We start from the raw sequence: 20,646 nt of genomic DNA, 5'->3' as shown, positions 1-20,646 counted from the left end.
TCCGACCCCGGCCCGCCCAGGACGCCTCCGCCCCCACGCACTCCTTCAAGGAGCACTCGTGAACCAGCATGCCGAGACCCAGCCCCCGCACGGCCCGGTCAGCCTCGCCCAGTCCTCCCCCACGGTCGGCACGTTCCGCGACCGGGACGGCGTGCTGGAGTGGAGAGGCCGCCAGGAGACCGTACGCATAGAGCCGTGGGGGCCGGACGCGGTCCGGGTGCGCGCCCGGCTCGGGGGCCCGGTCCTGGACGACCTGCCCGGCGCGCTCCTCGCCCACGCGCCGGCCACCGAGAGCACCGTCAAGATCGAGGACGGCCGGGGACGCCTGACCGTCGGCGCGCTCACGGTCGACGTCGACGCCACGGGCCTGATCCGCTTCCTGCGCACGGACGACCTCACGGAACTGCTGGCGGAGGAGCGCGCCCACTTCTGGTGGCCCGGCCCCCGGCTCTACACCGCCGTCGGCAACGGCCACCACCGCCTGGAGCAGCGCTTCTCCGCCTACGACGACGAGAGGCTGTACGGCCTCGGCCAGCACCAGCACGGCCGGCTGGACCAGAAGGGCCTGGTCGTCGACCTGGTCCAGCGCAACGCCGAGGTGACCATCCCCGTGCTCACCTCCAGCCGCGGTTACACCCTGCTGTGGAACAACCCTGCCATCGGCCGCGTGGAGCTGGCCGGGAACGGCACCCGCTGGGTGGCGGACTCCGCCCGCCAGATCGACTACTGGATCACCGCGGGCTCCCCGGCCGACGCCCAGCGCCGCTACAGCGCGGTGACCGGCCGTACGCCCATGCTGCCCGCGTGGGCGGCCGGCTTCTGGCAGTGCAAGCTGCGCTACCGCACCCAGGACGAACTCCTCGAAGTGGCCCGGGAGTACAAGCGGCGGAACCTGCCCATCGACGCGATCGTCTGCGACTTCTTCCACTGGACCCACCTGGGTGAGTGGAAGTTCGACCCCGAGGAGTGGCCGGACCCGGCGGCGATGGTGCGCGAGCTGGCGGACCTCGGCATCAAGCTGGTGGTGTCCGTCTGGCCGTCGGTGTCCCCGCTGAGCGAGAACCACCCGGTGATGGAGCAGCGCGGCTACTTCATCGGCACGCAGTACGGTCCGATGGCGCACGCCGACTGGCCGGACAAGCAGGTCGCCTCGACCGTACAGGTGGCCTTCTACGACGCCACCAACCCCGAGGCTCGTGCGTTCGTGTGGTCCAGGATCAAGGAGAACTATCTGGACCCGTACGGCATCACGGCGTTCTGGCTGGACGCCTGCGAGCCGGAGCTGAAGCCGGGCTTCGCCGAGAACCTGCGCTACTGGGCGGGCCCCGGTCTGGAGGTCGGCAACCTCTACCCGGCGGAGAACTCCCGCGCCTTCGAGGAGGGCCTGCGCGCCGCCGGCGTGGACGAGGTGATCACCCTCAACCGCTCGGCGTGGGCGGGCAGTCAGCGGCACGGCGCCGCCCTGTGGTCCGGTGACATCGGCACCGACTTCGCGACCCTGCGCCGCCAGATCGCGGCCGGCCTGAACACCGCGCTGTCCGGGATCCCCTGGTGGAACACCGACATCGGCGGCTTCCACGGCGGGGACCCGGACGACCCCGCCTACCAGGAGCTGCTGGTGCGCTGGTTCCAGTTCGGCGCGCTGTCCCCGCTGATGCGGCTGCACGGCTTCCGGGACCCGGGGATGCCGCTGGGCCCGGAGATGACCGGCGGCCCCAACGAGGTCTGGTCGTACGGCGAGCGGGCGTACCCCGTCCTGGAGAAGTACCTGCGGCTGCGCGAGCGCCTGAAGCCGTACGTGCTGGAGGTCATGCGGGAGGCCCACGAGGAGGGGCTGCCGGTGATGCGGCCGCTGTTCCTGGAGTTCCCCGCGGACCAGACGGCGTGGACGGCGGACGACGCCTACCTCCTCGGCCGGGATCTGCTGGTGGCCCCGGTGCTGACGGCCGGGGCCACGGCCCGCACCGCGTACCTCCCGGCGGGCGCGCGGTGGACCGACGCGTGGACCGGGCGGGAGTACGCGGGCGGTACGGCCGTGACGGTCGACGCTCCCCTGGACCGGATCCCGCTGTTCCTGCGGGACGGCGCCGAGCTGCCGGTCGCCGGGTAGCGCGGCCCGGACGCGGACGTGCGGCCGGTCCCTCCCCTATGCGGGACCGGCCGCACACTCATGGGCCCCGGGTCAGTTGCTGCTGACCGTGAGGCTGTTGGTGGTGAAGTCCAGCCCGCCGGACGACGACGTGATCTCGTAGCCGAACTGCACGTCCCCGATGGTCACGTTGCCGAACCAGCCCTTGGTGTCCTTGATCCATTTCAGGATGGGCAGGATGTCCACCGTGCCGGAGCTGGAGTTGGAGCTGCGGATGAACGAGAAGACGTCGTTCGAGCCGTTGTTGCCCTTGTAGACGCTCCAGGTCGAGCCGCCGAGGGTGACGCTGCCCTGGGAGCTGCCGAGCGGGCCGACGGCACCGGTCTTGTTGACCCAGAGCATGACCTCGTACTTGTAGCCGGTGTCCCAGATGTCGTACGAGGTGTTGTACGCGCCGGAGGACGGGACGGTGACGTTGTAGGCGCTGGTGAGCGAGGCGAGCGAGGTGATCGGCTTGTTGACCACCTTCTTGGCGTTCGGGTAGGACTTGATGCCGCCCGTGTTGGGGTGGTTCGCCCACACGCCCCAGCTGGTGCCGGAGTTGGCCCAGATGCACTGGCTGCCGGTTCCGGAACCCCAGATGTTGTTGTACAGCGTGTAGCCGTTCAGCGTGGTGTTGCCCCACTGGTCGCAGGAGTTCCAGACGGCGGCCTGGGCGGGGGCGGAGGCGAGGCCGACGGTGGCGCCGAGGGCGAGGGCGGGCGCGAGCAGCGCCGTGGAGAGCCTGCTCCGGGTGCGTGTTGCCATGGTGGTATCCCTTCCATGGGTGGGGGGAGTTGCGGGGGGGGTCACCACGTCCTCAGGTCGAGGGCGCGGGCCTCTCCGGCGACCAGGTCGAGTGGTCGTGCGCCGGAGGGAGTCCTCAGGTCGATGCGGAGGGTGCGGGTGGGGCGCAGCAGCGCCGTGGCCGCGTCAGGGCTCCAGGCCAGGTCGACTTCGGCCTCGAACCGGGTGCGGATCCCGCGTAGTTCGCCCTCCGGGTACGCCGACGGGAGCGCCGGCAGCAGGACCAGCCTGTCCGGGGTGGACCGCACCAGCGTCTCGATCAGTACGGCGGGCAGGGCGTGGGCGGCGTCGGCGTTGTAGACGTTCCGGTCCGGGTAGTGGGCGCTCATCAGGGAGGCGTGGAAGTAGTCGCCCTCCAGCACGTACCGGAGGGCGCGGGCGACGCGGTCGCCGTCGCCGAGGCGGGCCGCGATCAGGGCGTGGTGGAGGTGGCCGTGGGCCGAGTCGTTCTCCGCGCCGCGCAGCGCGAGGGCGCGGTGGGCGGCGGCGGCCAGGTCCGGGGTGTCGTGGGGGTCGATCTCGTCCAGCGGCCAGACGGCGTAGAGGTGGCTGAGGTGGCGGTGGTCGTAGGCGTCCGCCAGGCCGGGCCATGCCCATTCGGCGAGGGCGCCGTCGGCGTTGATCCGGTGCGGTGGGAGGCGGTCGGCGAGGGTCTGCCAGCGATCGGCCTCGGGGGTGCCGGGGTGGTAGGCGGCGGCCGTCCGCAGGGCGTGCCGGGCGGCGGAGAGGTCCATGGCCGCGTTGAGCGTGCCCCAGCTCGCGTTGGCGGGGCGGTTCTCGGGCGAGTAGGAGGGGACGACCACGAGGTGGCCGTGTTCGTCGGTGCGGATGAGGAAGTCCTCGTAGAACCGGGCGGCTTCGGCGAGCGCGGCGGCGGTGCGCGGGTCCTGGGCGCCGCGTGTCTCGTCGAGGTCGACGAGCGGCTTGAGCAGCCAGTCGGCGCCGGCGGTCCACAGGTGCAGCGGGTACTCACGGCTGAAGTGGTACGCGTGACCGGACTCGCCGTCGGTGTGCGCGGGCGCGACGGCCCCTCTGGTGCCGAAGATCGCGCGGGCGTTGTCCCGCCAGTCGGGGAGTTGTGCCTCGACGAGCCGGGCCAGGGCCTCGCCGACCTCGGGGAGGCCGGCCGCGGCGGCGGAGGCGGTCTGGAGGTTGAGGTTGGCGTCCGTGGTGAACGCGCCGGACCAGGCCGTGTCCCAGTCCCCGGTCCACAGTCCGGTGAGCCGGGGCGGGAGCAGGCCGCTGGCGGAGAGCAGATGGTAGCGGCCCGCCGCGAACAGCCGCTCCGCCAGGGCCGCGCTGCCTGGCCGTTTGAGCAACTCTGATCCCGGCAGCGCGCGTTCGGAGGGTTCGCCGCGCAGGTCGAGGGTCACGCGATGGTAGGCGGTGCGGTGCGCGGGCAGATGACGGTCGAGGAGGTCGTCGTACGTCCTCCCGGTCAACAGGTCGAGCAGGGCCGCCGCTTCCTCGGTCACGGCCGGTTCACCGGTGTGCCGGCGCACCCGGGTGAGCAGCAGCACCGAGTCCGCGCCGGTGACGCGCACTCCGGGCGGGGCGAGCGCCGTGGTGCCACCGGTGACGGCGATCAGCAGCACGCCGGTGTAGGCGCGGTCGCTGCCGGGGTAGCGGGCGTGCAGGGTCAGTACGGCGCCCTCGGCGGTGAGCAGCGCCCCGTGGCCGACGCCGAGGCCGGGCGGCACGCCGGGCAGCCGGTGGTCCAGGCGGACGTCGAGCGTGGGACCGGGCGCGGTGACGTGCTGGACGATCACGTCGTCGGCGCGGGAGACGAAGACGCGGCTGATCCGGTCCCCGCACACCGCCGTCGCCTCGCCGCTGGTGAAGTCGACCGAGCGGCGGATGGGGGTCCTCCCTGTTCGAGCGGAGCCGGGAACCTGGGGGACGTGCCGGGCGTGGGGCGGGCGGGTCAGCCGGATCCCGAAGGCCGGGTGGAAGGGCTGCACCCACTGCAACGGCCGGCCGTCGGTGAAGGACTCGGCGGCGGTGCGGTCACCGGCGAGCAACCGGTCCTGGAGGGCGAGCAGTTCATCGGCGAGGAACGGGGGCCTGGCGTGCTCGCCGCCGTTGGGGCGGACGAGGGTGTGATGGGTGACGATCACGCGGTCGTCGTCCGGATCGCCGAACACGAGGGCGCCGTGGTGGCCGTTGCCGCTGAGGAAGGCGTCCTCCCAGCGGGCGGCCGGGAGAGGTTCCCAGGTTCCGTGCCGAAGTCCGCCGGTCACGGTTTCAGCACCGCCGCTCCGTACCGTCCGAGCGTCGTGCGACCGGTCACGGCCGCCCCTGTGAGCAGGTCGTGGTGGGTGCCCGGCACGTCGACGGTCACCGGCTCACGCCCGTGGTTGAGCAGGAACAGCAGCTCGCCGCGCCGGACGGCCTCGACCCCGTCGGGCAGCCCGTCCAGCACCGGGCGGGCGCCCGCACCGGCGGCGACGCGGGTGAGCAGGGCGCGCAGCGCCTCGGGCTCCGGGAGGGTGGAGACGTACCAGGCGCGGCCCCGGCGCAGCACGGCGGGCAGCCCGTCGAGCTCGCCGCCCTGGTACGGGACCGTCTCGTCGGCGGTGCCGTCGGCCTCGATCTCCTCCGACCACAGCGTCCCGCGCAGTCCGCCCGCGCACGCGACGCTCTCCCCCGCGTCCAGCGGCCACCACTCGTGCAGCGTGCGGATGCCGAACAGTTCACGCAGCCGCGGATCCATGCCGCCGGGGCGGATGCGGTCGTCCTCGTCGGCGACCCCGGTGAGGAAACCGCACACGAGGGTGCCGCCGCCGGCGACGTACGCCAGGAGGTTGTCGATCGCGGCGTCGGTGAGCAGGTAGAGCTGGGGGACGACGACGAGCCGGTAGGCGGTGAGGTCGTGCTCGGGGTGGGCGAAGTCGGTGGCGAGACGGGCTTCCCACAGGGCGCGGTGCCAGGCGCGCAGGACCTCGGGGTACTCGACGTGCGTGGACGGGCGGCCGTCCTGGTCGCAGGCCCACCAGGAGTGCCAGTCGTGGAGGATCGCGATGTCGCGGGTGCCGTGGGTGCCGGAGACCTCGGCGCCGATCCGCCGCAGTTCGGCGCCGATCCGCTTGACCTCCTGGAACGTACGGCCCCGCTCGCCGGCGTGGCCGACCATCGCGGAGTGGAACTTCTCCGCGCCCTGCCGGGACTGACGCCACTGGAAGTAGCAGACGGCGTCGGCTCCGTGGGCCACCGCCTGAAGGGACCACAAACGGTTGAGCCCGGGCGGCTTGGGATGGTTGACGGCACGCCAGTTGACCGGGCCTGCCGCTTGTTCCATGAGCATCCAGGGGCCGCGGGCCTGGGAGCGGGTGAGGTCCTGGACGAGCGCGCCGTACTGGGCGCCGAGGGGGTCGCGCGGGTCGGGGTAGAGGTCGACGGACACGACGTCCTCCTCGGCGGCCCAGCGCCAGCCGTCCTGGCCGGACCACAGCGGCATGAAGTTGGTGGTGACCGGAAGGTGCGGAGTGTGCCGGCGGACGATGTCGCGTTCGGCGCGGTAGCACTCCAGGAGCATGTCGGAGGTGAAGCGGCGGAAGTCCAGGACCTGGGCGGGGTTCTTCAGGTAGTGGGCGCGGCGCGGGGGCAGGATGCCGTCCCAGCTGTCGTAGCCCTGGCTCCAGAACGCCGTTCCCCAGGCGGTGTTGAGGGCGTCGAGGGTGCCGTACGCGGTGCGCAGCCAGCGTTGGAAGGCTGCGGCTGCCTCGTCGCCGTGGTCGTGGGTGCAGTACTCGTTGTTGATGTGCCACATCGTGAGGGCGGGGTGGCCGGCGTAGCGGGCGGCCAGGTCCTCGGTGATGGCGGCGGCGTAGCGGCGGTAGGTGGCGCTGGAGTGCGAGAAGTGCTGCCGGCCGCCCCACCACTCGGTGCGGCCGTCCTCGTCGCGGGGCAGGGTGTCGGGGTGCAGCCGGCCCATCCAGGGCGGGGGCGAGGAGGTGGGGGTGGCGAGGACGACTCCGACGCCGTTCGCCTCCATGAGGTCCATCACCGTGTCGAGCCAGCCGAACTCCCGGGCGCCGGGGTGTGGTTCGAGCTTCGACCAGGAGAACACGCCGAGGGTGACGGAGTTGACCCCGGCGTCCTTCATCAGCCGGACGTCCTCGTGCCAGGTCTCCTCGGGCCACTGCTCGGGGTTGTAGTCGCCGCCGAAGAGGATGCGGCCGTTGGTCGTCTGCATGACAGTGTCCTCACCTTGGACGAAGGGCCCCGCACAGAAGCCGCCTATCCCTTGACGGCCCCCGTGAGCATCCCCTTCCTGAAGTGCTTCTGGACGAACGGCGACAACACCGCCACCGGCAGCAGTGCCATCACCATGACCGCCATCTGCACGGCCAGCCCGGACAGTTGACCGGTCTTGATGGACTGGGCGAGGCCCACCGGGGCCTGCTGCTTCTGGACGAGCTGGATCATGACGTTCTGGAGCGGCAGCATGCTCTGGTCGTTGAGGTACAGGGACGCGTTGAACCACGCGCTCCAGTAGCCGACCGCGTAGAACAGCGTGATCACGGCGAGCACCGCGCGGGACAGCGGCATCACGATCTGCCACAGGATGCGCAGGTCGCCCGCGCCGTCGATGCGGGCGCTGTCGACGAGTTCCGGCGAGATGTTCATGAAGAAGCCGCGCAGCACGAGGATGTTGAACACGCTCACCGCGCTGGGCAGGATCAGCGCGAGATAGGTGTCGGTCAGGCCGAGGGTCTGCACCAGCAGGTAGGTCGGGATGAGGCCGGCGCTGAAGAACATCGTCGCCAGCAGCGTCATCAGGATCCAGCGGTGGCCGAGCGAGCCGGTGCGGGACAGGCCGTAGGCGCACAGCACGGACACGGTCATCGAGAACAGCGTGCCGACCAGGGTGACCAGGATGCTGACGACCGCGGCGCGGGTGACCTGGCCGCCGCCGAGCAGTTCCCGGTAGGCGACGAAGGTGACGCCCTTGGGCACCATGACCAGACCGCCGGCCTCGTCGATGGTCTTGCGCGAGGAGAGGCTGGTGACGACGACGATCCACAGCGGGAACAGGATCGCCAGACAGGCCAGGGTCAGGACCAGTCCCTTGCCCGCGAGACCGGCCCCGGTGGGCTTCTCCTCCCACACCGGCCGGGCCGGAGCGGTCCACCGGCGGTGTTCGCGTACGGGCTTGCCGATCACGGCGGTCACTTCCGGTACACCCCCTGCTCGCCCATGAGATGGGCCACCTTGTTCGCGGCGAGGACCAGTCCGAGGCTGACCACGCCCTTGATCAGTCCGGCGGCGGCCGCGTAGCCGAAGTCCTGGTTGCGCACGCCGTTCCACCACACGAAGGTGTCCAGGACCTCCGCGGCGCCGGGGCCGACGGCGTCGCGTTGCAGCAGGATCTGTTCGAAGCCGACGGTGAGGGCGTCGCCGACGCGCAGCACGAGCAGCAGCGCGATCACCGGGCGCAGCGCGGGCAGCGTGACGTGCCAGATGCGGCGCCACCGTCCGGCGCCGTCCATCGCCGCGGCCTCGTACAGGTCCGGGCTCACCGAGGCGAGCGCGGCGAGGAAGACGATGATCCCCCAGCCGGCGTCCTTCCACACGCTCTGCGCGGTGATGAGGAACTTGAAGGTGCTGGGGTCGGTCATGATGTCGAGGCCGTCGTAGCCGTGCTGCCGCAGCAGTTGGGAGAGCAGTCCGGCGCCGCCGAGCAGTTGCTGGAAGACGGCGACGACCAGCACCCAGGAGAAGAAGTGCGGCAGGTAGAGCACGGCCTGCGCGACCGCCCGCACCCGGGGTCTGACCACGCTGTTGATGAGGAGCGCGAGCAGGATCGGGATGGGGAAGTACAGCACGAGCTGGAGGAAGAACAGCACCAGGGTGTTCTGCACCGCGTTCCAGAAGGCCGAGTCCGCGAAGATCGCCTGGAAGTTCTCCAGGCCCACCCAGGGGCTGTGCAGGATGGAGACGACGCCGTTGTCGCTGATGTAGGGGTCGTAGTCCTGGAAGGCGGCGACGTTGCCGAGGATCGGTATGTAGTTGAACAGCAGGACGAGGACGACGGCCGGGAGCGTCATCAGGAGCACCACGCGGTCGCGTCCGAACCTGACGCGCAGGCTCAGCCTCCCCCGGTGCGGATCGTCCCGGGTTCCGGTGGCGCCGCCGGACGCCCCCGCCGTCCTCGCCGTCGTGTCGGCCTCGGTCCTGTTCCGAGGCACCGTGCTGTGGGACACGGCCGGTCTCCTTGCCTCAGCGCCCGGGTCAGCCTGCCGCCGAACCGTTCTCGTCGAGGATCTTCCTGTACCAGTCGCGCAGCCTGTCGCCGCCCTTGCTCTTCCAGTCGGAGACGGCCTGCTGCATGTCGGCGATCTTCTTGTGGCCGCGGACGATGTCGTCCTCCAGCTGTTCGAAGTCGTTGGACAGGTTGGTCCAGCGGGAGGGTTCGGTGATCTGCATGCCGTAGAAGGCGGACTTCCTGGTGAAGGCGCCCATCCGCTGCTGCCACTCGACCTGGGCCCTGGTGATGTCGGGGAGGTCGGGGTGGGCGAGGGTCGGGGCGGGGCTCGCGACCATGACGTAGGCGTTCATGACCTCGTTGTTGCCCTTGTCGTTCTTGACGGGCACCCCGTCCTTCAGGGTGTAGTGCGTGCCCTCGACGCCGTAGTTGGTGAGCATGTACTCCTTGGTGCCGTACGGGGCGGCGGTGACGTTGGCGACGGCCAGCACGTCACGGACGACCGACTCGGAGGCCTTCTTGCTGACGAAAGCGAAGATGTTGGCGGGCTGGGTGGCCCACAGGGTGGGGTGGCCGCCGTCGTGGCCGAAGACGTCCATGCCCGACACCTTGAAGTCCGGGTTCTGGCCGGCCTGTTCGGCGGCCCTGCCGTACCACTGCGAGATGTCGTTGTTGTAGATGAGGAACTCGCCGGCGGCGAACTTGGGGCCCGAGTCGGTGGAGGCGCTCTTGCCCAGCTCGAAGTCGGGGTGGACGTATCCGGCGGCGAACAGCTTGCGGGTCCACTCCAGCGCCTCCAGGTACTCCTGGGTCTCGACGCGGTTGACCAGCTTGCCGTCGACGAGGTCCCAGCCCAGGGGCTTCTCGCCGCCGGAGAGCACGCCGAAGGCGTTGAACGCCGTCCACTTCATGTCGCCGCAGGCCCACCGCTTGGCCCGGGCGTTGGTGATCTCCTTGGCCAGCGCCAGGAACTCGTCCGCCGAGCGCGGGACTTCGTACCCCTCCTTGTCGAAGAGGTCCTGGCGGTAGAGAGGCACGATGTTGGTGACGTAGGAGGCGGGCATCGGCAGGCCTCGCAGTTTCCCGCCGAAGATGGAGCGCTGCCAGGCGTCCGACGGGATCGCCGCGAGGTTCGGGTACTCCTTGACCTTGTCCCCGGACAGGTAGGGGCCGAGGTCGGCGAACTTGCTGGTGATGGCGCTGGGTATCTTGCCGCCCATGTTCCAGCCGGGGACCACCACGACGTCCGGGATGCTGCTGGAGGCGAGGACCGCTCCGAGCTTCTGGTCGTAGGTGTTGCCGTCCTGGTTCTGCCAGACGACGTCGACGCCGATGAGGTCGTTCATCGCCCGGTAGTACGCGTTGTCCTGCTTGGGCGGGGAGCCCCAGAAGGGCGACATGACGCTGACCTTGCCGCCCTTGCCGAGCTTCTTCGGCACGGAGGTCTTGAGGCCGGCGAGGTCGAGCGGGCGGGTGAAGCCGACGGCGGAGCCGTTCTTGGCGGGGATGTCGGGCGAGACGACGTTGTTCGCGACGTAGGCCGGCAGCAGCTTCCTGGCGCCCTTGCCCGACGTGGTGCCGCCGCGCGAGCCGCTGTCGCCACCACCGCAGGCGGTGAGCAGCGGCATCCCTCCCGCCACCGCTGCGGCGGCGACCGCCGTGGAGGCGAGGAAGTTTCTCCGGCTGGGGCCGGTCGAGGCGGAGGCGGCGTTCGGCGTCATTGCGTCAACCCTTCGTGGCGCACCAGGACACCCGGCGGTGGGGCCGTCGGCTGCGGTGTCTCGATGTATCGATCTGTCGATGCTCGATGTCTCGAGTGGAACTGGCTGAGCTGAAGCGGTCCTCGGAGGAATGTCCGTACCGGGGGTGTCCGCCGTGTCCGCACGAGGAGTTGTCCGTACGGGGAGGTCGAACTGAGTCGAAGCGCTTCGATGTTGCTGCGAGGTTAAGTGAACACCTGAGGGCGCACAAGGGTCGGATCCAAGATTGCTCCGAGGCGGGTCCTACCGGACTGGTCTCATACGCCCCTTGAGGTACGGGCCGGGAACCGGACTTGTTGCCCTGGACCGTCTTGACACCCGCCCCCGAGTCACCTGAGCATCGAAGCGCTTCGAAAGAGGCTTGCCGTTCAAGCGCTAGGGGACCCCCACGTGACCGTACGAACGCCTCACACGCCTCCGTTCCGCGATCCGAGGGTGCCGTTCGCGAAGCGCGTCGACGATCTGCTGGCGCGGCTGACGCTCGACGAGAAGGTCTCCTTCCTGCACCAGTTCGCGCCCGCCGTTCCGCGGCTGGGCGTCGCCGCGTTCCGCACCGGTCAGGAGGCGCTGCACGGGGTGGCGTGGATGGGCCCGGCGACGGTCTTCCCGCAGGCCGTCGGGCTCGGCGCCACCTGGAACGACGACCTGGTGCGCCGGATCGGCGAGGCGGTGTCCCGCGAGGTCCGGGCGATGCGCGCCCACGACGACCGCGTCGGCCTCAACGTCTGGGCCCCGGTGGTGAATCCGCTGCGCCACCCGCTGTGGGGCCGCAACGAGGAGGGCTACTCGGAGGATCCGAAGCTGACGTCGGCGATCGCCGTCGCCTACACACGCGGCCTGCGCGGCGGCCATCCGACGTACTGGCGCACGGCACCGGTCCTCAAGCACTGGCTGGCGCACAACAACGAGACCCGCCGGGACACCACGTCCTCCTCGGTGCGCCCGCGCGTCCTGCACGAGTACGACCTGCGGGCCTTCCGGGAGGCGGTGGCGGCCGGCGCGGTGGCCGGTGTGATGCCCGCCTACAACCTGGTCAACGGCCGCCCCAACCACGTCTCGCCGTACCTGCGCGAGCATCTGCGCACCTGGACCGACGAGGACCTGCTGGTCTGCTCGGACGCGGGCGCGCCCTCCAACCTGGTCGACTCCGAGCACTACTTCGCCACGCACGAGGAGGCCACCGCGGCCGCGCTGCTGGCCGGCGTGGACAGCTTCACCGACCACGGCACGGATCCGGCGAAGACCGTGGCGCGGGTTCGGGGCGCCCTGGAGCAGGGCCTGCTGACCGAGGCCGACGTCGACACGGCCGTGCGCCGGCAGCTCTCGGTGCGCTTCCGGCTCGGCGAGTTCGACCCGCGGGACGATCCGCACGCCGGCACCGGGGAGTTCGACACGCCCGAGCACCGGGCCCTCGCGCTGGAGGCCGCCGAGCAGGCGGTCGTGCTGCTGAGCAACGACGGGCTGCTGCCCCTGGCCGCCGGCACCCGCGTCGCCGTGGTCGGCCCGCTCGCCGACGAGTGCAAGCTCGACTGGTACAGCGGGACGCTGCTGCGCCGGTCCACACCGCTGGAGGGCCTGTACGAGCGGTTCGGCGCCGAGCGCGTCGAGTTCGCGGAGGGTGTGGACCAGGTGCGGCTGCGCACGGCCGACGGCCGCTTCCTGCACGTGCCGCCCGGGAAGGCCGAAGGTCCGGCGCGCGGCGCGGAGGGGGCGCTGGACCCGGCCCTGCTGGCCGGCCGCACCGATCTGCCGCCGCTCACCACCGACGCCACCGGCACCGTACTGTCCCTGATGGACTGGGGCGCGGGCGTCCTGACCCTGCGCGCACCGGACGGCCACTACCTCTCGGTGGCCGACGACGGCTGGGTGCGCGCCTCGGCCGACCAGCCCGGCGGCTGGGTGGTGCAGGAGACGTTCCGCCTCGAACCGCACGGCGGCGGGCACCGCCTGCGGCACCTCGGGACCGGTCGCCACGTCCGTGTCACCGCCGACGGCGTGAGGATCGCCGAGGAGAACGGGCCGGACGACGCGGAGGTCGCGGAGGTCTTCGAACTGGTCGTCTCCGAGCGCGGGGAGGAGGCGGTGGCGCGCGCGGCCGACCGGGCCGACGTGGTGCTGGTGGTGGCGGGCAACGACCCGCACATCAACGGCCGGGAGACGCAGGACCGTACGACCCTGCGGCTGCCCGAGCACCAGGAGCGGCTCCTGCGCGCGGCCCGCACCGCGAACCGGAACACGGCGCTGGTGCTGGTCTCGGCGTACCCGTACGCGGTCGACCCCGCGCCCCTGCGAGCGGTGCTGTGGACCGCCCACGGCGGCCAGGCGGCGGGCACCGCCCTGGCCCGGGTGCTGGCCGGTGACTCCTCCCCCGCCGGCCGGCTCCCGCAGACCTGGTACGCGGACGACTCCGACCTGCCGGACCTGCTCGACTACGACGTGATCGGCAGCCGCCAGACGTACCTGTACTTCGAGGGCACCCCGCTGTTCCCCTTCGGACACGGGCTGTCGTACGCGTCGTTCGGATACGGCGACCTGGCGGTCCGGGTCGAGCGGGACACGGTGCGCGTGTCCTTCACGGTCACCAACCACGGGGGCGTCACCGCGGACGAGGTCGCCCAGCTCTACACCCGCGCCGCGAACCCGTCGGTCCCGCGACCGCGCCGGGAGCTGGCCGCCCACCGCCGCATCACGCTAGCGCCCGGCGAAAAGACCGACCTGACCTTCGAAGTCCTGCTCTCCGCACTGGAGTTCTGGGACGTGTCACAGGGGCGCCGGCGTCTGGAGCCAGGCCCGTACGACCTCCTCGTCGGCGCCTCCAGCGAGGACGTCCGCCTCCGCACCACCCTCACCCTCGACGGCGAGGCCGGCACGCCGCGCCCGGTCCTGGAACACGGCCTGAACGCCGCCGGCTTCGACGAGCAGTCGGGCATCGAGATCGTCGACCGGACGAGGACGACGGGCGACGCGGTGACGCCCGCTCCCGGCAGGCCGGGCGAACTTTTCTACCGTGACTGCGACTTCGGCACAGGCGTGACACGGGTGAGCGTGGAGGTGGCGGGCGGGGGCACCATCGAACTGTCCCTGGACGGCGGCCCGGTACTCGCGTCTGTCGTCCTGGACACTCCCACGTCGGACCCGTACGACTACACCACCCTCACCGCCCCGGCCACCGCCGCCGGCGTACACGACCTGCGGCTCGGGCTGCGCGGCCCCCTGCGCCTCGCGCGGATCGGCTTCACGAGTTGAGAACGACCCGTCCCGGCCCGTCTCGGGCCGTGTGAGTCCCCTGGACGCGGCTCACCGCGATCGGGGCCGGTGTTCACTGGATGTCTTCGGCGTCCGGTGACGAGGCTGCGGCGGTCTGCGTCTCAACGGCGGAGAGGGGGCCGTTGGCCGTGAGGATCGAGGTGAGCGGGTAAGGAGGGCCGCTGGTGCCGCAGAGGGTCAGCAGCGGCATGCCGTCCTCCCGGCGTTGGCCGAGGTAGCTCCACATCTGGCCGTGCCGGTCGACCTGGCCGCGGGCGAGGTCGTAGACGCGGCCTCCCATGAAGAACGGTTCGCCGGCGGCCTCCGCGGCTTTGTCGAGGAGATGAGGCACTTGGTACGCGGTGAGGTGAACGTCGACGGCGTCGATCTGTCCGGCCGCGGTCTGGGCCCATCCGGCGCGGTGGGTGGGAGCGTCGAGTGCTGCGCCGATGGCGGTCAGCCAGTACTCCCAGTGGTCGAGTGAGAGGGCGTGGATGTGGATGATGACGCGCTCGTGGTCCCAGGTGATGTGCGTGGTCTCGAGCCGGCCCGCGTTCTCGGCCCGCAGCTTGGCCGCTACAGCGGCGGTACGAGCCTGCGCCGGAGTCCAGTCGGCCGCGGCCTGCTCCTCGGTGCTCGTGGACCGAGCGGCGGCGGGCCTGATCGCGGGGGTCTGCTCGGCGACGGGCACGACGGCCGGCTGCGGCACACTTGCCGCGGTGTCCGACGCCGGCGGCGCGTCAAGGCCGGTGCCGGGCGGGGCGATCGCGCCACGGAGTGCCGGGGTGGGCTGCTTCGGGCCGACGACGGCCTCGGTGACGACGGCGGCCGGCTGGTCCGCCTCGGGCAGGCCGCGCTGCGCTTCGTCCTGGTCCTGCAGCCGCTTGAGGGCTTCGGCGCCGCCCGTTTCCACCAGGCGACCCTGCGCCTGGAGGCCGGCGATGAACCTCCGGGCCAACTGCGCCAGTTGATCAGTCAGTTCGCGCTCGATCTCGACATCGCCACGGCTGTCGGGAGTGGTCGTCATGCTCCCGCCTCCACATAGGCCCTGCGGAGGGAGTCGAGCGCGCGCCACTGCAGGGTCTTGACGGCGGCGTCGGTGGTGCCCATGGTGCGGGCCGTCTCGCTGACGGTCAGCTCGCGGAGGAACCGGAGCCGGATGACGGCCTGTTGGCGTGGTGTGATCCCGGACAGGGCATGGTGCAGGTCGGCGGCGGCAAGGGTGGACAGGACCGTGTCCTCGGCGGTGCTCACCGGGGTCACCCAGGCGTCCCACACGTGGGTGATCTGGTCCACGAAGGTCAGGCGCCGTGTCGCGGCGACCTTGAAGTGGTCGGCGACCACGTTGCGGGCGATCGTGCACAGCCAGGCACGGATCGACGTGCCGGTCCACCGGAAGGTGCCGATCTTGGCCCACGCCTTCATGAAGACATCGGCGGTGAGGTCCTCGGCGAGCGTCGGGTTCGATCTGACGCGGAGGCCGATGAACGCGGCGACGACGTCGTGGTACATCCGGTACAGCTCGCCGAACGCCTCGGGATCGCCTTGCTGGGCGCGGGTGATGAGGGCCGGTTCCCTCGTTGTGAGGCCGCCGGACACGGCCTGGGCATGAGAAATCAAAGCCTGCTTCCGATCGTGAGTGGAGGAACGGTGTTGGGCTGGGTGACGAGGAGAGACCGCCCCCGCGGGCTCCGTGGGCCGTCAGCCGGACCCGCGCCGGCGTCCGACTGGAGCGGGCGCCGGCCACCGGCGTGAAACGGCGGTGCGCCGCGTGGTCAGCGGGTCGTCGTACACGAGAGTGTCGAGCCCGACCCCATAGGCGTCGCGCAGCGTCCAGAGCGTGGCCAGGCTCGGCTCTTTCGTCCCGGCCGCGAGTCGGTGGAGCGTCGACCTGCTGATACCGGTGCGCTGCGCCACGTCGGCAACACTTTCGTCACCAAGCTCCTTGGCCTTCACCAGGAGCTTGGCCATATGGAGGCGGAGCATGGTCAGAAGACCCCCTAAGGGACTTGCATCCGTGCGGCTAACCCACACGCACGGACGTATGGAAGTTGCCAGGCTGATGTGACGCAAGGCTATTTTTATTCGCACATAAGTACTAGACCGATGAGTTGGCCTGGAGGAATGCCGATCTAGGCCTTTGACCTGCGAAGGTGCACGCATGCAACTAGCGTGAAACTACATGCATGCGCGCTACCCTCCGGACATGCGGACTACGGAAGATCTCCATCAGGGGACCCGGACCGGGCGACAGGCTCAAGCACGCCGTGTCGGCGCCTACCTCTCCGCGGCCGCGACCGCGGCCGGGTACGACATCCGCCGGCGCAGGGGCGGCCGAGCGCAACTGGCGGCCCTGACCGGACTGAGTCTGACCACCATCAGCCGGACGCTGGACGGCAGAACCCTGCCGCTCCCCTCACAGCTGGCGAAGTGGGCAACGGTCCTCAACCTCGATCACCGGGCGATGCTGGTGGAGAGCGGCCTCATTCCTGAACAACGAGGTCCCCGGACCGCAAGCCGGGAAGCGGCGTCAGCGGCACTGTCCCCGAACGAGGCCATGAACGCGTGGGGGATCTCCGATCCCATCATTCGCAAGACACTCAACGCGAGTATCGTCCACGCGATCAGACTCCAAGAGGAGCTCGACGCGGCCGACGGCTGGGAGGCCGTCGCACTGGGGTGAACCGGATACCCTCCCTCCTGCCGCGCCAGGATCAGCGGGTCGGAAATGGTGCGCTGGCGAGAGGGGTAGCAGGTGCTCGTCGTACGAGGAACTTCAATGACCGCTGTCGTCCGCGGCAGCACTGGTGAGACGGTGATTTTGCTCCCCGGTGACGCAGGCCAGGAAGTGTCCGAGGCAACATTGACCGATCTGATCAAGGTGGCCACCGCCGTTCTCAGCGCGGCCGAACTTCAGACCATCAGCAGAGATATCCCCAGGTTGACAATAAGTCAGATGGATTCCTGCCTTTCAGTCGACGGAATGGCCCTGACGGTCTACAGGCTGACCGTCGACTGAGCACCGGGCGCAAATAAGAGAATCCCTCCACCACCGAGTTCCGAGATCACTCCCGTTTCAGCAAAAGGCGAGCCGCCCGCCGTCGGAAGGTTGGACGGCGGGCGGCTCGGCCTTTCACAGGAGCGGGACTAGCGGCGCCAGTAGGGGAGGCAGTCCCATCGGTTCGACTGGTAACGCCAGTCCCGGTCGCAGTCCCGGTCCCACCTGGAGTGGCGGTCGCAGTACCGGTACCGGTAGTCGTCATGACGCCAGTAGCCACGGTCTCGCCGCAGGTCGAAGCCGTGGCGGTACCCGTAGCCGCCGTAGTGGTCGCCCCGGTCGAACGAGGGGGCGGCCAACGTCGCGGAGGCTGGGGCATGCAACGGAGCCGCGATCGCCTCTGCGGAGGCAGGCACCACGACGGCGCCGGCAGTCAGAAGCGCGACCGCCACCGATCTCGCAATGGTCTTCACTTACTCTCCTTTCGAACAGCAGGAATTCGATGTTTCCCTGCCGCTGCATGCGACGTTACATCGAATTGCTGGGCCCATCACTGAAGCCGGTGTGCGGTCAGGCACGAGGGGACAGCCGACCGGGATTCGAGAAGCAGCAGCTCAGCCGCCTTATCGAGCGTGCGTGAAGCAGCGATGTCCCGCCTTTTCGAAACACCCGTCCAGACGAATTATTGGGCGTGGCGAGATTAGCCGTCCAACCAGTTCGCCGGACTGAATCAATGACTTCCGCAGGGGAATTCCCGCTCTTGAATGACCCGCATTTCCAGGAGTGGAAAAGCGGAGCGGGATCCCCGCCACCTGTTACTTCACCGCCCGCAGAGCGCGACAACCGTCATTGATCTGCCCCGACTTTTGCGGAGTTGGCTCACCCCTCGGAGCCCGTACAGGTCGGCACACAGCCCCCGGGGCGCCGGCGCACCCCGTCCCAGTGGGTACCTGGAAGTGAACGACCGTGCGCTTTTGAACGCATGTCGCATATAGGAGGTTTGCACTTCCGCTTCCGCTTCCGCTACTGTCCGGGACCTCCGGACAAACCGTTCGGAGTCTCTGGACGGCGCGGTCGGTGCGTGCCTGCTGGTTCCTCCAGCGGTTCCGCCGCCTCCGGCTCCACAGCAGGGTTTCCGCATGACCCCACTGCCGGACTTCTGCCGCCAGAACCCCTCAACAACCCTTCAATGAAAGGTGTCCCCATGAACATGGACCAGCTCGAGGCCGAGACCGCGGAACTGCTGCCCGGCCGGGAGGCGCTGGGGAAGTTCTCCTTCAACTTCACCAAGATGACGAGCATCACTAAGAAGGCCGCGCACGTGGACGCTCACAACGAGTCGGCCGCGCTGAACCAGTGCTCGCCCTGGGCCGTCGCCCAGTCCGAGGCGCAGCAGGCCATCAGCATTCAGCAGTAACACCCCGCGGGCGGTGTGCAGGGCCAGGTCGACGGACTTGGCCCTGCACCCGCTCCAGGCCCGGTATCGCATACGGCACGCCTGCTGTCCAGTGCTGTGACCGTTCGTCAGAACATCAGACGCGCCTTGGAGAAGAGAATGACGGCGTCCGAAGAACACAGCGGCTTCAGAACGCTGGTTCAGGTTCCGCACCCCTGGGACGGATTCCCACAGGAAGCGGCCGTCAACGGCACGCCGGACTCATTCACCCACTCGATGCACACCGATGCGGCCGGCACCTTCATGCCGTGGAGCGCCGCGCCGGTTCCCCGGCTGAGCCACGGCTTGCAGACCCTCGGGGAATACCAGGGATCTGGCTTCACCGAGCGCAAGTACATTGTCCGCCGAGGTGACGGTCAGGTCATCCAGCTGTCGCGCCTGCTGTACCTCGTCGTGAGCTCCATCGACGGCGTACGCGACGCCGAAGCGATCTCCCATCGGGTGAGTGGGCGCTACGGGGCTGAAGTCACCACGGAGAACGTCGTCCACCTGGTGGAGCGAAAGCTCACTCCCCTCGGCATCACGGTCCCCTTCGGAGACCTGCCGGAAGAGCCCCCGGCCCCGCGCTCGGACCTGCTCCTCGCCCTCCGTGGCCACAAAGTGATCTTCCGTGAGGCGCAAGTGGCCCGCATCGCCGCCGCGCTCTCCTGGCTGCACCGGCCACTTGTCGTGGCACTGACGCTCGCAGGCACCGCGGCCATGGACTTCTGGCTCTTCGGTGTTCATGGAGCCATCACGCCCGTGCTGCAAGTGCTCGAACAGCCGCTGTGGATGCTCATCCTCTTCGCGCTGACAGTCGCCTCCCTCGTCTTTCACGAGTTCGGGCACGCGTCGGCCTGCCGGTACAGCGGGGGCGTACCCGGAAAGATCGGATGCGGCATCTTCCTGATCTGGCCATCCATGTACACGGACGTCACCGACGTGTACCGGATCGGGAAGACCGGCCGCCTGCGTACCGGGCTGGGGGGCGTGTATTTCAACATCATCTTCATGCTGGCCCTCACCGCGGGCTACCTTCTCACAGGCCAGTCCTTCTTCCTTGCCGCGGTCTACCTCACGCACTTCGAGATCCTCGAACAGTTGGTGCCGGCGGTGCGGCTCGACGGCTACTACATCCTCGGCGACCTGGCCGGTGTTCCCGACCTGTACGGCAAGGTCAAGCCCATCCTGTTGAGCATGCTGCCCGGACGGAAGCGCGCCGTCGCAGGTGCGGTCGGCCTCAAGCGCTCCGCCCGGATCATCGTGACGGTGTGGGTCTTGACCATGGTTCCCCTGCTCCTGGCAGAGGCCGGGTACGCCCTGTGGAACCTTCCACGCCTCCTGGCCACCGCACTGCGCAGTCTTTCGGCCCAATGTCTCGGCACGTACTCGGCGTTCACGGCGGGGCAGATGGCTGCCGGACTGGTCGGAGTCATCGGCACACTCATGCTGCTCTGCCCGATGGCAGGAGGCGCCTATCTCGCGGGCCGGCTGGCGGCCCGCCTGTACCGCGCCGCCATGAGAGCGACAGAGGGAAAGCCGGCCATGCGTCTGGCTCTGGCAGCCGCGGTCGTCGCCGGCTGCGCCGTTCTCGGAACCGCCTGGGTGCAGGGACTCGCGCCCAAGCCACTTCCCGAATCAGCCCCGGTCACTCCAGTCCTGCAACCCGGCGTGCCCACCGTTCGAGCCCCGCACCCCACCCCCACGGACTCCCGGGCGGGCCATCCTGCCGGCGCCACGCCGGGGAAGCGGGTCGCTCGACGCGACAGCACCTCGTCGCCCCGAACCGTTTCATCCCACTCCGCGGCGACCCCGCCCGTCCCCTCGGCAACCGCCCCGGCGCCTCACTCCGGTACACCGGCCGCCTCCACGGCGGAGGCCGGCCCCACCCCGAGCACACCAGCCGGCAGCACTCCCACCACGCCGTCCCCACACCCTTCCGAAAGCCGGACGACCTCCGCATCCCCCTCTTCCCCTCCCTCCGAGTCCGTCACCGCATCCCCCTCACCCTCCGCGACAGACCCATCCGGCCCCAGCCCTTCCTGACCCCTTACACCACCTCAT

Annotated in this window: 16 protein-coding genes; 6 read left to right on the top strand and 10 right to left on the bottom strand. The window is 70.0% G+C overall.

The window, feature by feature from the left end; all coding sequences use genetic code 11:
• The first annotated feature begins 58 nt into the window (after positions 1-58).
• Positions 59-2,110, top strand: a complete 2,052-nt coding sequence (locus tag ACFY3J_RS10330; protein ID WP_384186486.1) for a TIM-barrel domain-containing protein — start codon at positions 59-61, stop codon at positions 2,108-2,110.
• A gap of 72 nt (positions 2,111-2,182) precedes the next feature.
• Here ACFY3J_RS10330 and ACFY3J_RS10325 read toward each other — a convergent pair whose 3' ends face one another.
• Genes ACFY3J_RS10325 through ACFY3J_RS10300 form a run of 6 tightly spaced genes read right to left on the bottom strand, consistent with a single transcriptional unit; the run spans position 2,183 to position 10,864 of the window.
• Entirely contained in the window at positions 2,183-2,896 is a 714-nt protein-coding gene (locus ACFY3J_RS10325; protein WP_390840703.1) for a hypothetical protein, read from the bottom strand.
• Between the two features lie 41 nt (positions 2,897-2,937).
• Complete coding sequence (locus ACFY3J_RS10320) at positions 2,938-5,175, bottom strand: glycoside hydrolase N-terminal domain-containing protein (protein ID WP_390840702.1); 2,238 nt, start codon at positions 5,173-5,175, stop codon at positions 2,938-2,940.
• Positions 5,172-7,130, bottom strand: a complete 1,959-nt coding sequence (locus ACFY3J_RS10315) for a beta-galactosidase (protein ID WP_384186494.1) — start codon at positions 7,128-7,130, stop codon at positions 5,172-5,174. Before ACFY3J_RS10315 ends, ACFY3J_RS10320 begins: the two co-directional genes overlap by 4 nt.
• Before the next feature lie 44 nt (positions 7,131-7,174).
• Positions 7,175-8,110 (bottom strand): carbohydrate ABC transporter permease, encoded by a 936-nt coding sequence (locus ACFY3J_RS10310; protein WP_390840701.1) that lies wholly within the window; start codon positions 8,108-8,110, stop codon positions 7,175-7,177.
• Entirely contained in the window at positions 8,107-9,141 is a 1,035-nt protein-coding gene (locus ACFY3J_RS10305) for an ABC transporter permease (RefSeq protein WP_390840700.1), read from the bottom strand. The genes ACFY3J_RS10310 and ACFY3J_RS10305 overlap by 4 nt, the downstream gene beginning before the upstream one ends.
• Positions 9,142-9,169: 28 nt before the next feature.
• Positions 9,170-10,864, bottom strand: coding sequence for an extracellular solute-binding protein (locus ACFY3J_RS10300; protein WP_384186501.1), 1,695 nt, complete (start codon positions 10,862-10,864; stop codon positions 9,170-9,172).
• A gap of 429 nt (positions 10,865-11,293) precedes the next feature.
• Between ACFY3J_RS10300 and ACFY3J_RS10295 the strand changes: the two genes are divergently transcribed.
• Entirely contained in the window at positions 11,294-14,149 is a 2,856-nt protein-coding gene (locus tag ACFY3J_RS10295; protein WP_384186503.1) for a glycoside hydrolase family 3 C-terminal domain-containing protein, read from the top strand.
• A 73-nt stretch (positions 14,150-14,222) separates the two neighbouring features.
• On the opposite strand, the gene ACFY3J_RS10290 is transcribed toward ACFY3J_RS10295, so the two are convergent.
• From ACFY3J_RS10290 to ACFY3J_RS10280, 3 genes are all read right to left on the bottom strand, one after another.
• Positions 14,223-15,176: a BN159_2729 family protein gene (locus tag ACFY3J_RS10290; RefSeq protein ID WP_384186506.1), complete on the bottom strand. Its 954-nt coding sequence runs from the start codon at positions 15,174-15,176 to the stop codon at positions 14,223-14,225.
• On the bottom strand, positions 15,173-15,748 hold the full coding sequence (locus ACFY3J_RS10285; RefSeq protein WP_384186509.1) for a sigma-70 family RNA polymerase sigma factor: 576 nt from the start codon (positions 15,746-15,748) through the stop codon (positions 15,173-15,175). Before ACFY3J_RS10285 ends, ACFY3J_RS10290 begins: the two co-directional genes overlap by 4 nt.
• A 102-nt stretch (positions 15,749-15,850) precedes the next feature.
• Positions 15,851-16,120, bottom strand: coding sequence for a helix-turn-helix domain-containing protein (locus ACFY3J_RS10280; RefSeq protein WP_384186511.1), 270 nt, complete (start codon positions 16,118-16,120; stop codon positions 15,851-15,853).
• A 235-nt stretch (positions 16,121-16,355) separates the two neighbouring features.
• On the opposite strand from ACFY3J_RS10280, the gene ACFY3J_RS10275 reads away from it, so the two are divergent.
• Together ACFY3J_RS10275 and ACFY3J_RS10270 are read left to right on the top strand one after the other, a co-directional pair.
• Positions 16,356-16,832: a helix-turn-helix domain-containing protein gene (locus ACFY3J_RS10275; RefSeq protein ID WP_390840699.1), complete on the top strand. Its 477-nt coding sequence runs from the start codon at positions 16,356-16,358 to the stop codon at positions 16,830-16,832.
• Positions 16,833-16,928: 96 nt separating this feature from the next.
• On the top strand, positions 16,929-17,168 hold the full coding sequence (locus ACFY3J_RS10270; protein WP_384186517.1) for a hypothetical protein: 240 nt from the start codon (positions 16,929-16,931) through the stop codon (positions 17,166-17,168).
• A gap of 128 nt (positions 17,169-17,296) precedes the next feature.
• Here ACFY3J_RS10270 and ACFY3J_RS10265 read toward each other — a convergent pair whose 3' ends face one another.
• Entirely contained in the window at positions 17,297-17,620 is a 324-nt protein-coding gene (locus ACFY3J_RS10265; protein ID WP_384186519.1) for a hypothetical protein, read from the bottom strand.
• 731 nt (positions 17,621-18,351) lie between these two features.
• Between ACFY3J_RS10265 and ACFY3J_RS10260 the strand changes: the two genes are divergently transcribed.
• Complete coding sequence (locus ACFY3J_RS10260; protein ID WP_172632824.1) at positions 18,352-18,564, top strand: hypothetical protein; 213 nt, start codon at positions 18,352-18,354, stop codon at positions 18,562-18,564.
• A gap of 15 nt (positions 18,565-18,579) precedes the next feature.
• Positions 18,580-20,628, top strand: coding sequence for a hypothetical protein (locus ACFY3J_RS10255; protein ID WP_390840698.1), 2,049 nt, complete (start codon positions 18,580-18,582; stop codon positions 20,626-20,628).
• Positions 20,629-20,646: the final 18 nt, after the last annotated feature.

The sequence above is a fragment of the Streptomyces sp. NPDC001231 genome (assembly GCF_042896885.1).
Lineage (GTDB): Bacteria > Actinomycetota > Actinomycetes > Streptomycetales > Streptomycetaceae > Streptomyces.
The sequence above is the reverse complement of the archived record's forward strand: the minus strand, read 5'-3'. Positions and strand labels throughout refer to the sequence as shown.

Coding starts and splice junctions, on each gene's coding strand:
- ACFY3J_RS10325 (WP_390840703.1), bottom strand. CDS start 2,896: ATGGCAACACGCACCCGGAGCAGGCTCTCCACGGCGCTGCTCGCGCCC.
- ACFY3J_RS10270 (WP_384186517.1), top strand. CDS start 16,929: ATGACCGCTGTCGTCCGCGGCAGCACTGGTGAGACGGTGATTTTGCTC.
- ACFY3J_RS10315 (WP_384186494.1), bottom strand. CDS start 7,130: ATGCAGACGACCAACGGCCGCATCCTCTTCGGCGGCGACTACAACCCC.
- ACFY3J_RS10280 (WP_384186511.1), bottom strand. CDS start 16,120: ATGGCCAAGCTCCTGGTGAAGGCCAAGGAGCTTGGTGACGAAAGTGTT.
- ACFY3J_RS10275 (WP_390840699.1), top strand. CDS start 16,356: ATGCGGACTACGGAAGATCTCCATCAGGGGACCCGGACCGGGCGACAG.
- ACFY3J_RS10260 (WP_172632824.1), top strand. CDS start 18,352: ATGAACATGGACCAGCTCGAGGCCGAGACCGCGGAACTGCTGCCCGGC.
- ACFY3J_RS10290 (WP_384186506.1), bottom strand. CDS start 15,176: ATGACGACCACTCCCGACAGCCGTGGCGATGTCGAGATCGAGCGCGAA.
- ACFY3J_RS10300 (WP_384186501.1), bottom strand. CDS start 10,864: ATGACGCCGAACGCCGCCTCCGCCTCGACCGGCCCCAGCCGGAGAAAC.